The following is a 13901-nucleotide window of genomic DNA, read 5'->3' as shown; positions in this document are numbered from 1 at the left end:
CACCTAACGAACTGAGGTGGGGATTTTTATGTTTACTTTTCTTTGCCATAAATTGTTACATAATAGCGCGATAATTGTTAATGCAGCTCCAGCGATTTCAATTTTATCGACTGTATAACCTCGAAAGATAGAACCAATCAGTGCAAGGATAGGAACTAAATTCATAAATAATATGCCGTTAATAGATGAAATATAGCGATTTCCCATATTCCAGCAAAATACAGCGATAACGCCTGCGATAATCGACATATAAAAGAGTTCAAAACGAACGCTCACAACTGTACGCAGTGACGGCATAGTAACTATATTTGTGTACGTTAAGAAAGTAACAATAACGATGAGTGAAATGGAGCCAAATAAACAAGTTAATGTCGTGTACCTAAGTGGTGACCAAGATTGAAAACGAGCACCCCCGTTTGTATAAATGACCCAGCAAGTAACGCCGCATAGCATCAATATATTTGTTGATAAGTGGCTTGCAGCTCCAAATAATAAGTGAATATTTCCTTTTGAAATGACAAGCATAACACCAAGTAATGCAACAAACATACAAAGGAATGTATAGTTTTGTGGGCGGCGATTTTTCGTTATCCATTGCAGTGATAAGGCAATCAGTGGCATAAGGGATTGAATCATAGCTGCATGGATTGCTCCGGAAGGTCCGGCAAGTTGTTGTCCGTAGAAAACGAGAAAACCATACCCCGCGAAACCGACTGTCCCGTAAAAGAATAGAGAAAGTGTTCTTTTTTCTAAGCGGAGTGAAGTCTTTCCTTCAGTAATTAATAGCAAAATAAGAAAAATAATAGCTGCTGATCCATAGCGAAGCGTTGTGAAGAAGAATGGATCGATAAATTGCAGAGCATTTGCCATTACAGGAAACATAAATCCCCAGGCAGTGACGGCGAGTAAGCATAGAAAGGATCCGAGTAGCATTTGTTTTTTGTTCAAGAGTATCTTTCCCCTTTACATTTCGTTATAGTAAGTTGATGAAATAAGTATAAAGAGTAATTGTTTATAGGAGGAAATATCGATTTCTTATAACGGTTATAACTTTTTGTTAGAGGTGTGTACGATGGATTTGGAGGCAGTACGATCATTTATTGAAGTGAAGCATACGCGAAGTTTATCAAAGGCAAGTAAGATTTTACATATATCGCAACCAGCGCTTAGTAAACAAATTCAAAAGTTAGAAGCGGATTTAGAGGTTACTTTACTTAAACGTTCTGCGCAAGGAGTAGAGTTAACGGAGGCAGGAGAGTTATTTATAAAAAGAATGTTACCGATTTTGGAACAAATAAATGAAGTGAAAACAGAAATGAGGGGGTATCAAGAGAACCGGAAGTTTTCAATTGGTATACTACCGAGTTTAGCGGAGCATTACATATCAGAATGTAAAGATATATTAGGTGATGAGTGCGAAGTGGAATGGCAAATCGGACATACGGAAGTATTAAGAGAGTTATTTAAAGCGCGGGAGATTGACGCGATGTTCATCGATTCAGTAGTAGAAGGTGCTACGTATATAAAAGAAGTGCAACAAGAAAAAATTGTTTGTGCCGTTTCAAATAATCATCCGTACAAAGAGAAGATAGTCATTCAAATAGAAGAGCTGCACAATGAAAAATTAATTGTATATCCAGAAATATGTGATGTAAGGAAAATGATTATGAACATGTTTCATGAAATAGGTGTAAAACCAACTATAGCTGTGGAAACATCTTACGCAGAACCGATGCTTGCAATGGTAAAAGCTGGCCTTGGTATCACGTTACTTCCAGAAAGGACAGTAGAGCAGTCTGTAAGGCAAGGAAATGTACATGTAATTTCTGTTGAACCACCACTCATGCGGAAAATTTATTTCGTATCCCATACGAAAGATTGTTTGTTATTACAATCATTTGAGGATAGGTAGTGAGGTAGGCGGAATATTGAGAAAGATTACAATCACATTGAAAGGAACATGAAATTTTTAAAAAAACTAGGTCAAAAACAAACCATTACATGGTATGATTAGTACATTGTTAGTTGTTAAATATAGGGGAATTCCCTTTTTATACATAATGCCTTCCATTTCATAAACGGAACGGACAAAAAAAGAGATATAACTAGGAGGCTTTTTTGCATGGATTCTATCCTGACGATCGTTATCATTGTAGTAAGCTCTATTCTAGTGCTGCTCATGATAGAGCTTGTGATAAGAAATCGTTCATATAAAGATATTGAAGCACTGGAGCAGTGGAAACAAGAGATAAAAGATAAACCTGTGGCAGATGAATTAAAACGGGTAAAAGATTTAAACATGACGGGTCAAACAGAAGAACTGTTTGGTAAATGGCGTGAAGAATGGGATGAAATTGTATCAACAACCCTTCCGAAAGCTGACAAAGATTTAGCGCAAGCGCGAAAATTCGCCTCGCAATTCTCCTTCCGAAAAGCAAAGCATGCGATGAACGAATCCATAAGTGGTTTAGATGACGCTGATAATCGTATTACGGACATTTTAAATGAATTACAGCAATTGTTAGAAAGCCATGAGAAAAATAGCTCGGAAATTGAAGGGTTACGTGATACATATCGTAGTATGAAAAAGAGTGTTCTTGCTCATAGACATATGTATGGAGCAGCAGAGCAGAAAATCGAAGAGATGCTAGACGCTGAATCTGAGAAATTTAAAACCTTTGAAGAAGCAACAAACAATGGCGACTATTTAAAAGCGAGAGAAATTGTTATTAGTTTGGAAGAAGGTTTAGCAGATTTAGAAATCATTATTCACCAAATTCCAGATTTATTGGTAGAGTGCCAAGCGACGTTACCAGTTCAGCTGGAAGATTTATTACACGGACATAATGATATGGTAAGACAAGGTTATGTATTAGATTATTTGGAAGTCCCTAAAGAAGTTCGCGATATGACGAAACAACTACAAACATGTTTAATGGATATACAGGAGCTTCATATAACAGAAGCGGCTGAAAAAGTAGAAAACTTAAAAACACGTTTAGATGGCTTCTACGATCAATTGGAACAAGAAGTACATGCGAGACATTATGTGGAGCAAAAAACACTTTCTGTTTACGATGACTTAGAAGAAATGCGTATCGAAACGATTGAAACGAAAACAGAAACACAACTTGTGAAACAAAGCTATCAGTTACAAGATAAAGACATTGAGTCTCAAAAAGTAATTGAAAAGCAAATGCACATTTTAACGAAACGTTTTGAAATGCTGCAATTACGCGTTGCAGAACAAGATATTGCCTTCTCTATTATTCGTGAGGAACTAGAAGAGGTTTATGAGCAATGTGAAACGTTAAAAGTACTTCATGCAGAATATAAAGAAATGCTGCAAGCGATGCGCAAAGAAGAATTTGAAGCACGTGAGAAGTTACAAGAAATGCGAAATATTATTTTCGAAACGAAACGCTTTATGCAAAAGTCGAATTTGCCAGGTCTTCCAGAGAGTATTATGGAAGATTTAAAAAGAGGGCAAATGGCAATGCAAGCTGTATATGAACAATTAGAAGTGAAGCCGTTAAATATGAACGCTGTAAATAGCAGTTTAGAAGAAGCATACACAACTGTGAACGGTGTAGCTGAAATGACAGAAGAGTTAATTGGACAAGCATATTTAGTGGAAAAATTAATTCAGTACGGTAACCGTTACCGTAGTCATGATGAAAACCTAGCAGAAAGTTTAAATTATGCTGAGAAATTATTCCGTGAATACCAATACGATGCAGCTTTAGAACAAGCGGCTTCAGTGTTAGAGCAACTTGAACCTGGCGTTGTTCAAAAAATAGCTGAATATGTAGACAATGAACAAACCCTTTCATAAAAGGGTTTGTTTTTTTATGTAATTTTGCAGGCGATGTTGCTATAATGAATAGCGGAATACAGCAAGGTTATTCGTTTCAAAATAAAGTGAAACTGTAATCGGTGGGAAGATTCATCCCCACTGATTACTAGCCTTCACCAATCGGGCATTTACGGGCAGTTAATCTCCCATCTAACTTCTTTGCTCTAACTGGATTTTGAGGTGAGAGTCTTATTGCCCGTTAACGCGGGATAAAGTGAAACTGTAATAGGAGGGCATCCTCGCCAATTATTAGCCTTCACCAATCGAGATAAAACGGAACCTTTGCGTAGTCTTAGCGTAATGACACGTATTTATGATATGATTATACGATGTGATAGCGCTGAAAGGGGAAGAACGATGATCTATTTTGATAATAGTGCGACGACTAAGCCATATCCAGAAGCTCTTCAATCGTACGTGACGGTTGCTGGGAAATATTTTGGTAATCCTTCTTCTATTCATTCGCTTGGAGGAGAGGCAGAGCGTCTATTAACACAATCAAGAACGATTGCAGCGCAGCTTCTTCGTGTTAAACCTTCTGAAATTATTTTTACATCAGGTGGAACGGAAGGGAATAACCTTGCGATTAAAGGGATAGCGATGAGGAATCGTTCGCGTGGTAAACATATCATTACAACAAATATTGAACACGCGTCTGTGTTTGAAGCATATAAGCAATTAGAAGAACTCGGGTTTGATGTAACATACTTACCGGTTAACGAGCATGGTGTTGTATCGGTAGAAGATGTGAAACGAGCGCTTCGTGAAGATACGATTCTTGTGTCAATTATTCATGTGAACAACGAAACTGGAGCAATTCAGCCTGTTGCTGAAATTGGAACGTTATTATCGAATCATCCGAAAATAAGATTCTATGTAGATCATGTACAAGGGATAGGAAAAGTACCGCTTGATTTATATGCTTCTCATATTGATCTTTGCTCAATATCTGGACATAAATTCCACAGTGTAAAAGGAACAGGTCTTCTTTATGTACGCGATGGCGTAAGATTAGATCCGATTTTATCAGGTGGTCAACAAGAGCTTAAGTATCGCTCTGGTACAGAAAATTTACCTGGCATTGTAGCGATGGTGAAAGCACTTCGCATGACAATGGAACAAGTGAAAGAAAAGGTAGCTCATTTGCAAAGTTTACAAGCAGAGCTTGTTCGTTTCTTTAAAGAGATGGAAGATGTAACGATTAACACGTCGCTTGCATATGCAGCACCGCACATTTTAAATGTATCATTTGTTGGTTTAAAACCAGAAGTAGTCGTTCATGCTTTAGAAGAACACGGTGTATATGTGTCAACGAAATCTGCTTGTTCTTCAAAAGCAAATGAAGTGAGCAGAGTGTTAGTGTCAATGGGAGTGCCGCATGCAGCAGCTGCAAGCGCTATTCGTATTAGTTTGGCACCAGAAAACACAATGGAAGAAGTAAAACAATTTGAAGGTATTGTAAAAGAGACGCTGCCAAAATTATATGAAGTGATGAGGTAAAGAAATTATGTTGAAATATGAATATATTTTAGTGCGTTATGGAGAAATGACGACAAAAGGTAAGAACCGTTCTAAATTTGTAAGCACATTAAAAGATAACGTGAAGTTCAAACTGAAAAAATTCCCAAATATTAAAATCGATGCAACACATGACCGTATGTACATCCAATTAAATGGCGAAGATCATGAAGCAGTCTCTGAAAGATTGAAAGATGTATTCGGTATTCATAAATTTAACTTAGCGATGAAAGTACCATCAGAATTAGAAGACATTAAAGAAGGTGCATTAGCAGCTTTCTTACAAGTAAAAGGTGATGTGAAAACATTTAAAATTACTGTACACCGTTCTTATAAGCATTTCCCAATGAGAACGATGGAATTATTACCTGAGATTGGCGGACACATTCTAGAAAACACAGAAGATATTACAGTAGATGTTCATAATCCAGATGTAAATGTACGCGTAGAAATTCGCAGTGGTTATAGCTACATTATGTGTGATGAGCGTATGGGAGCTGGCGGTTTACCAGTTGGCGTTGGCGGAAAAGTAATGGTACTTCTTTCTGGTGGTATTGATAGCCCAGTAGCAGCTTACTTAACGATGAAACGCGGCGTATCTGTGGAAGCAGTTCACTTCCATAGTCCACCTTTCACAAGTGAGCGTGCAAAACAAAAAGTAATCGATTTAGCGCAAGAGTTAACGAAGTATTGTAAACGAGTAACGCTTCACCTTGTTCCGTTTACAGAAGTGCAAAAAACGATTAATAAAGAAATTCCATCTAGCTATTCAATGACGGTTATGCGCCGTATGATGATGCGTATTACAGAACGTATTGCTGAGGAGCGTAACGCACTTGCAATTACGACTGGTGAAAGTCTTGGACAAGTAGCAAGCCAAACGTTAGATAGTATGCATACGATTAACGAAGTAACAAACTACCCAGTTATTCGTCCGCTTATTACGATGGATAAATTAGAGATTATTAAAATCTCTGAAGAAATCGGCACGTATGATATTTCAATTCGTCCATATGAAGATTGCTGTACTGTATTTACACCAGCAAGCCCAGCGACGAAGCCGAAACGTGAAAAAGCAAATCGTTTTGAAGCGAAATACGATTTCACACCATTAATCGATGAAGCTGTAGCGAACAAAGAAACAATGGTATTACAAACGGTAGAAGTAGTGGCGGAAGAAGAAAAATTTGAAGAACTTTTCTAAAACCATAAATTACCATATTTAAAACGTGTATGAAGTCATGTTATTTATCACACTCTATACTCACAAGGAGGTGATATAACATGTCACGTAGCACAAATAAATTAGCGGTTCCTGGTGCTGAATCAGCATTAGACCAAATGAAATACGAAATCGCTCAAGAGTTTGGTGTTCAACTTGGAGCTGATGCAACAGCTCGCGCTAACGGTTCTGTTGGTGGTGAAATCACTAAACGTCTAGTTTCACTAGCTGAGCAACAATTAGGCGGTTACCAAAAATAATCCCATATGATGGCTTAGAAAGAGCGGGTTCTCCCGCTCTTTCTTTTTTGTGTTGCCATTTGTCGGTAAGTTGATGTAATTTCATTTAGTAATTCGACAGAACTGAAAAATTTGTCAAAAGAAGAGGGTTCAAAATTAACAGAAAATTCTTTATTATATAAAGGAGGCATAAAGAAAAGGGAGGATATTTTATGAAGAGAGAAGAATTGTTGGCGCCACCGTCTTATAATTTAGTTTCTGAAATAGAGAAATATACAGGTGATAAAGAGAAGTTAGCTTTAATTTGGCAAGATGATAAAGGGAATCGAAGGGAAGTTACATACGCTGAATTAATGCAAGGTGCGAATAAAATTGGGAACGCTTTTATAAAAAGTGGTTTGCAAAAAGGGGACAAGCTTCTCATTATGATGCCGCGTTTAATTGAAGCGTACATGACGTATATTGCTGCTATTAAAGCAGGATTTGTCGTAATTCCAAGCTCGGAAATGTTACGTAAAAAAGATATAGAATATCGAATTGAACATGGAGAAGTAAAAGCGATAGTAAGCTATGAGCCGTATATTAGGCAGTTTGATGATATAGAAGCGATGGAATCTCTTCGAAAATTTGTCCTGAGCGAGCAGTCAGTAGATGGATGGATTAATTTAAAAACAGCGTTAGAAACAGAGAGTGACAGGTTAGAAATGGCGAAGACAGATAAAGAAGATATGGTTTTTTTATCTTACACGTCAGGAACGACAGGAAATCCAAAAGGTGTCGTTCATACACATGCGTGGGCATACGCTCATTTACGTACGAGCGCTCCAAATTGGCTCGGAATTGAAGAGAATGATATTGTATGGGCAACAGCTAGTCCAGGCTGGCAAAAGTGGATTTGGAGCCCGTTTTTAGCAACGCTAGGATCAGGGGCAACAGGATTTGTATATCACGGTAAGTTTGAACCGAAAACGTACCTGAACTTATTAGACGATAATAAGGTGAATGTGCTTTGTTGTACACCGACTGAGTATAGATTAATGGCAAAGGTAGAAGATTTAAGCCAGTACAATTTAGAGGCGTTACATAGCGCTGTATCCGCAGGTGAGCCGTTAAATAGAGAAGTCATTGGAACGTTCCAAAAGCACTTTCATATTACAGTAAGAGACGGCTATGGGCAAACGGAAAATACATTACTTGTTGGTGTAATGAAAGGGATGGATATTAGACCAGGATCAATGGGGAAACCAACGCCAGGTAACCACGTCGATATCGTAAATGAGGAAGGTACTCCGGTTAAAGTAGGTGAAGTTGGTGATATTGCAGTTCACATTGAAACACCGGCCCTCTTTAAACAATATTACAAAGACGATGAACGTACAGCGATGCAATTCCGCGGTGATTATTATATTACAGGTGATAAAGCGAAGAAAGATGAAGACGGCTACTTCTGGTTTGAAGGGCGCGGTGATGATATCATTATTAGCTCTGGTTATACAATCGGGCCGTTTGAAGTAGAGGATGCACTTGTAAAACATCCTTACGTAAGAGAATGTGCAGTTGTCGCAAGTCCTGATGAAATTCGTGGAAGTGTCGTGAAGGCATTTATCGTATTAAGAGAGAATATAGAAAAGAACGAAGAAACATTAATTCCAACACTCCAACAACACGTCAAAGAACTCACTGCACCATATAAATACCCTCGCAAAATTGAATTTGTAGATGAACTACCAAAAACGATTTCTGGAAAAATTCGCCGTATTGAACTTAGAAAACAAGAGATGGAGATTCCGTCAAAATAATTTTGAAAACAGTGAAGTAAATAGTTGAATGAAATGCAAAACAATGATAATATAAAAACGAACACAAGTTCGATTTTATAAACTTAAAAAAGAGGTGTCCGTATGATTTTAGGTATTAATCCGTACTTAGTTTTAGATGGTAGTGGGCAAGAAGCTGTACAGTTTTATAAAGAGGCTTTAGATGCAAAAGTAGAAGTCATGCAAACTTTTGGTGACATGCCTGAAAATCCAGAATACCCGATTCCAGCTGAAGCGAAAGAGCGCGTTTTACACGCTACTTTAAAAGTTGGTAATACGGATCTTATGATTTCTGATACATTCCCAGGTCAAGGACATGCAAACGGATCTCAAGTAACAATCGCAATTCAAATTAGTAATGCAGAAAAAGCAAAAGAAGTATTCGATAAGTTACAAGAAGGTGGAGAAGTTATCATGCCACTTCAAGAAACATTCTGGAGCCCAGCATACGGACAAGTAAAAGATAAATTTAATATTGAATGGCAAGTTACAACGTCTACTACTGAACAAAAGTAATTTTTAGAAAAGCACCATGTTTTGAAATGGTGCTTTTTTTTATACAATAAAAAATAAAGGAGATGGGATATATGGGAGAAATTTGGTATGGCGGCACCATTTACACAATGAGAGAAGAAAATGAAAAAGTGGACGCTGTTTACGTTGAAAACGGCATAATTGTTGATGCTGGTAATAAGGGAGAATTAGAAAGCAGATATTCAAACGTAAAGTTACATGACCTAAAAGGAAAAACAATGATCCCAGGTCTCGTTGATAGCCATATGCATCTTATTGGGCATGGAGAGAGATTACTCCGTCTAGATTTATCAAATTGTACATCTTATAGCGAAGTACTGACTCTTGTTCAGAAGCGAGTGGAAGAAGCTCCAAAGGGCTCTTGGATTATTGGAGAAGGATGGAATGAAAATAACTTTACAGATACGAAAGATGTTCACGCGCGTGATTTAGATGAAATTTCGAAAGACCATCCTATTTTATTAAAGAGAGTTTGTCGTCACGTTACATGGGTGAATTCATACATACTGCAAGAAGCGAATATAACAGAAGCGACAGAAGATCCAAAAGGCGGGAAAATTGGCAGAGATTCATCAAATAAGTTAACAGGACTTTTATATGAACAAGGGCAAGAATTAATTAAACATGTTCAGCCAGAAATTGATGAAGCTTATTTACAAAGAGCTCTGCAAACAGCGATTAAAGATTGCTGGAAATACGGACTTGTTGGCGGGCATACGGAAGATTTAAATTATTATGGTGGTTTTAGAAAAACGCATAATGCGTTTTCTCATGTGATAAAAGAAATGCCATTTAAAGCCCATTTGCTCGTTCACCATGAAGTAGCACATGAACGAAAAGAATATGAAAATGAACATTATATTGAATTTGGGGCAATGAAAATTTTTTCTGACGGTTCTTTTGGCGGAAGAACAGCATTATTAAGTGAACCGTATGAAGATGCGAAGGAAACGAATGGGGTTGCGATTTTCTCATGTGAAGAACTTGCAGAATTAGTGAAGAAAGCACGAGATTTACATATGCCAGTTGCGATTCATACTATCGGTGATTTATCGCTTGAATATGTCATTGATGCACTCGAATTATATCCACCAGCAAAAGGGTTACGTGACCGCATTATTCATTGTCAGCTTGCTCGTGAGGAGTTAATTGAAAGAATGAAAAACTTGCAAGTCATTATAGATATACAGCCAGTCTTTCTTTCATCAGATTTTCCGTCAGTCATTGAAAAACTAGGAGAGCGCCGTCTTCGTTATGCGTATGCTTGGAAGACATTACTGGAAGCAGGGCTACATTGTAATGGTGGCTCAGATGCCCCCATTGAACAAGTAAATCCGTTTCTAGGTATATATAGCGCTGTTACACGTAGAAGTTTTATTGACGGTGTATGCTATATGCCTGAGGAGAGATTAACGGTTTATGAGGCTGTTTCTTTATTTACAACAGGAAGTTCCTATGCAATCGGAAAAGAAGCGAAGCGAGGGCAAATTACAAAAGGATATGAAGCAGACTTTACAATATTAAAACGCAATATTTTTGAAATTGAGGCAGAAGAAATAAAAGAAGTAGAAGCAGAAATGACCGTAATAGATGGCCAAGTTGTCTATAGAAAAAATGCGTAAAAATATATCAGCGATTTTCGGAATATATCGACTGTAACTCGAAGTATATAAGCGATTATTGAAATATATCTACCGTAACTCGAAATATATGAGCGATTATTAAAATATATCGACTTACCGACAAAAACTGACAAGAATAACGGGTGGATAGTAAGAGAGTATTGTCCGCGCCAATCGGGGTAAATAAATAACCGCAGAATTATGGAATTCCATAATTCTGCGGTTATTTTAATCCTATAAAAACGTTCTCTGTACTTTTTCCCAGAAAGAATTGTTTTTTAATTTAACTGTTTTAATTTGTTTATCGCTTAAGCGTACAACAGCTTTTTCCACTTGTTTAATGCTAAGCGCTTCGTTATCCATGCCGATAACAGGATAATCGTTACCGTCTGGTCTTAGTTTTAAAGTTAATGTACGTTCGTGATTTAAAATGAAAGGTGAACCGAGCGTACGGTAAGTGTTGTTGTTTAAAGATGCTAGTTCGCTTACTTGGAAACATGGAATAAGTGGGTCAACAACTGCGCCATGCAATGATTTATTGTAAGCAGTACTTCCTGTTGGGGTAGAAACTACTAAACCGTCACCTCTAAATGTTTCGAAATATAAATCATCAACGTGAACATCTACAACGAATGTTTTTATAATACTAGAACGTAATGAGAACTCATTTAAACAATGGAAAGATGTACTGTGATCTACATCTACCTGAATTGTTGGATATTTACGCACTTCAATTTCATTTTTTGTAATTTCTTGAAGGGCTGTATCAACGTGATCAATATGGAAATCGCAGTAGAAAGAAGTTTCATTTTTCGTAGAAATCCCTGCGTATAAGCAATCTTCCCTAAAACCAGTTTTACGAACGGCTTGTAAGAAGGTTGCATCATCTCCAACACTGACGATAGCGTTTGCATTTTTTGGATGATCTAATATGGTAAATCCATTCTCTTCTAAAATACGATAGATTGGTTTCATTTTTTCAACGAGCGTTGCTTTGTCATCACCATAAAAGAAAAATAAATTGCGACGATCTGCCATTATGTATCCCTCCACTGCAGTTAAATTTTCTGTTTTTCGTGCTACATATCATTAGAGTCCGTTCCCTGATGATATGTTCAAATAATATATTTCGATATAAAATGTCAAAATACCTTTTTATTTTTAGAAAAATTTTTATATTCAATCTTATAGAACTCTGTTTAATGATGAATAAAGTTGTCGATAATGGGTACGGAGTGAAAGGATGATACGTATGAAGTGGCTCGTAATTGGAATAATAATTCTTCTTCTTTTTATTTTGTTTATACTATTGTCAAAAATAAAGCTTAAGGTGACATTTTTATATTCAGAAATGGAAAAGAAATGTTTGCTTCAAGTGAAAATATGGATGATTCGATATACATTTGATGTGTTGGAAAGAATTGAAAAACAGCAGAAAAAGACAGGACAGAAAATCGAAAAAGCTGAAGAGGACGGCGGACTCGATAATAAAATTATGGCGCAACTTGACAGCATTGGTGAACTGATAAAAAAGCTTCAAGAAGTTCATACTATTGTTAAAGATTTTCTCAAACGAGTGAAAATCAATGGTTGGAAATGGCATACACAAATTGGAGCAGGCGACGCAGCTAGTACTGGAATTGTCACTGGATATGCATGGGGGACAAAAGGTATGGCTGCTGGAGTTGTCGGACAATATATGCATATTGTCGATGTACCAGAATTTGAAATTACCCCAGTTTTTCAAGGAAAAGGATTTGCATCAAGATGTGAGTTAACAGCATCTTTTCGTATATTCCGCACTATAAAAACAGCGGTGAAATTGCTCATATTTATGAGGAAGCAAAGATCTGGTATGACAGAAAAATCTGTTCAAGCATAGGGGGGATATAGAATGGAACATCCAATTCAAGGTTTAATGACAACAGCAATGCAGCATTTAAAACAAATGACTGATGTAAATACAATTGTTGGTGACCCAATTAAAGCGGCAGATGGAAGTGTAATTCTTACTGTTTCGAAAGTAAGTTTCGGATTTGCTGCTGGTGGAAGTGAATTTGGTAAAGTAGAACATTCAGGCCGCCATCCATTTGGCGGGGGAAGTGGTGGAGGAGTTTCTATTAATCCTGTTGCTTTTCTTGTTATAAATGGAGATGGTGTGAAAGTATTGCACTTAGATAAACAAACACATGTCATCGATAAAATAATTGAATTAGCGCCACAAGCTGTTGATAAAGTGAAAGAAATGATGGATAAACGAAAAGAAGATGATCCTGAATTTCAAATTTAACGAATAAAGAAGCTAATCAATAGGTTAGCTTCTTTAATTTTTTTGTAAATAAAGCGATTTTATTTGCATTATCGATAGGGACAAACTATCATTTACATTGTACATATTTTGTTTAAATAAGGGAGGATTTTCAAGTGGCAAACGTAACTTTTAAAGGTAATCCAATGACTTTAGTTGGAACAGAAGTTAAAGTTGGCGATCAAGCGCCAAACTTCCAAGTATTAGCAAACGACTTATCTCCAGTAAGTTTAGAAACATACAAAGGCGAAGTGAAATTAATTAGTGTTGTACCTTCAATCGACACAGGTGTGTGTGATGCACAAACACGTCGTTTTAACCAAGATGCAGCAGGTATTGAAAACGCGAAAGTATTAACAATTAGCGCTGATTTACCATTCGCTCAAAAACGATGGTGTGCAGCAAACGGTTTAGAAAATGTTGTAACACTTTCTGACCACCGCGACCTTTCATTCGGTGAAGCTTACGGCTTAGTAATGAAAGAACTTCGTTTACTTGCTCGTGCAGTATTCGTAGTAGATAGCAATGACAAAGTAGTTTACGTAGAATACGTAAGCGAAGGTACAAGCCATCCAAACTATGAAGCAGCATTAGAAGCAGCTAAATCTGCGAAGTAATGTGAAGAAAATGACCTCTTATAAAGAGGTCGTTTTTTCTCATATATTGCTCTGTAACGGCATCGATATATGAGAAAAAACGTTATATCATATATAACTAAAGGGGAGCTCTTTACAGGAGGTCGCTTTTTCTTTTTGGAAAAAATCACTTTGTGGTATGATATAAGT

General features: G+C 37.0%; 13 protein-coding genes. 11 read left to right on the top strand and 2 right to left on the bottom strand.

Annotation, left to right across the window (positions count from 1 at the left end):
* Window positions 1-3 precede the first annotated feature (3 nt).
* Window positions 4-948: a DMT family transporter gene (locus ACS2CR_RS00740; RefSeq protein WP_016110795.1), complete on the bottom strand. Its 945-nt coding sequence runs from the start codon at window positions 946-948 to the stop codon at window positions 4-6.
* A 124-nt stretch (window positions 949-1072) separates the two neighbouring features.
* Here ACS2CR_RS00740 and ACS2CR_RS00735 point away from each other — a divergent pair, with 124 nt between their 5' ends.
* From ACS2CR_RS00735 to ACS2CR_RS00700, 8 genes are all read left to right on the top strand, one after another.
* Window positions 1073-1912 (top strand): LysR family transcriptional regulator, encoded by an 840-nt coding sequence (locus ACS2CR_RS00735; RefSeq protein WP_053514537.1) that lies wholly within the window; start codon window positions 1073-1075, stop codon window positions 1910-1912.
* A gap of 210 nt (window positions 1913-2122) precedes the next feature.
* Window positions 2123-3835, top strand: a complete 1713-nt coding sequence (gene ezrA, locus ACS2CR_RS00730; RefSeq protein ID WP_000377299.1) for a septation ring formation regulator EzrA — start codon at window positions 2123-2125, stop codon at window positions 3833-3835.
* A gap of 378 nt (window positions 3836-4213) precedes the next feature.
* On the top strand, window positions 4214-5356 hold the full coding sequence (locus ACS2CR_RS00725; protein WP_153602464.1) for a cysteine desulfurase family protein: 1143 nt from the start codon (window positions 4214-4216) through the stop codon (window positions 5354-5356).
* Window positions 5357-5363: 7 nt separating this feature from the next.
* Window positions 5364-6578, top strand: a complete 1215-nt coding sequence (thiI, locus tag ACS2CR_RS00720) for a tRNA uracil 4-sulfurtransferase ThiI (protein WP_000922338.1) — start codon at window positions 5364-5366, stop codon at window positions 6576-6578.
* Window positions 6579-6658: 80 nt separating this feature from the next.
* Window positions 6659-6856, top strand: coding sequence for an alpha/beta-type small acid-soluble spore protein (locus ACS2CR_RS00715; protein WP_000091640.1), 198 nt, complete (start codon window positions 6659-6661; stop codon window positions 6854-6856).
* A 191-nt stretch (window positions 6857-7047) separates the two neighbouring features.
* Entirely contained in the window at window positions 7048-8634 is a 1587-nt protein-coding gene (gene mbcS, locus ACS2CR_RS00710; protein WP_053514536.1) for an acyl-CoA synthetase MbcS, read from the top strand.
* Window positions 8635-8736: 102 nt separating this feature from the next.
* Window positions 8737-9168: a VOC family protein gene (locus ACS2CR_RS00705; protein ID WP_000600356.1), complete on the top strand. Its 432-nt coding sequence runs from the start codon at window positions 8737-8739 to the stop codon at window positions 9166-9168.
* A 71-nt stretch (window positions 9169-9239) separates the two neighbouring features.
* Window positions 9240-10808, top strand: a complete 1569-nt coding sequence (locus ACS2CR_RS00700) for an amidohydrolase (protein ID WP_053514535.1) — start codon at window positions 9240-9242, stop codon at window positions 10806-10808.
* Window positions 10809-11042: 234 nt separating this feature from the next.
* Here the strand turns inward: ACS2CR_RS00700 and ACS2CR_RS00695 are convergent, their stop codons facing one another.
* Window positions 11043-11846: an NAD kinase gene (locus tag ACS2CR_RS00695; protein ID WP_053514534.1), complete on the bottom strand. Its 804-nt coding sequence runs from the start codon at window positions 11844-11846 to the stop codon at window positions 11043-11045.
* Window positions 11847-12051: 205 nt separating this feature from the next.
* Between ACS2CR_RS00695 and ACS2CR_RS00690 the strand changes: the two genes are divergently transcribed.
* The 3 genes from ACS2CR_RS00690 (at window position 12052) to tpx (ending at window position 13733) form a co-directional block, all read left to right on the top strand.
* The gene (locus tag ACS2CR_RS00690; RefSeq protein ID WP_002101410.1) at window positions 12052-12690 is read left to right on the top strand and encodes a DUF2953 domain-containing protein; all 639 of its coding nucleotides are present in this window, start codon (window positions 12052-12054) and stop codon (window positions 12688-12690) included.
* Window positions 12691-12702: 12 nt separating this feature from the next.
* Window positions 12703-13098 carry a GerW family sporulation protein gene (gene ytfJ, locus ACS2CR_RS00685; RefSeq protein ID WP_000400935.1) on the top strand — a complete coding sequence of 132 codons (396 nt, stop codon included), beginning with the start codon at window positions 12703-12705 and terminating at the stop codon, window positions 13096-13098.
* Between the two features lie 134 nt (window positions 13099-13232).
* A complete protein-coding gene (gene tpx / locus ACS2CR_RS00680) occupies window positions 13233-13733 on the top strand; it encodes a thiol peroxidase (RefSeq protein ID WP_000024529.1) in 501 nt (166 codons plus the stop codon).
* Window positions 13734-13901: the final 168 nt, after the last annotated feature.

Source organism: Bacillus cereus group sp. BceL291 (assembly GCF_051776705.1).
GTDB lineage: Bacteria > Bacillota > Bacilli > Bacillales > Bacillaceae_G > Bacillus_A > Bacillus_A cereus.
This window is presented reverse-complemented; position numbering and strand designations above follow the sequence as displayed.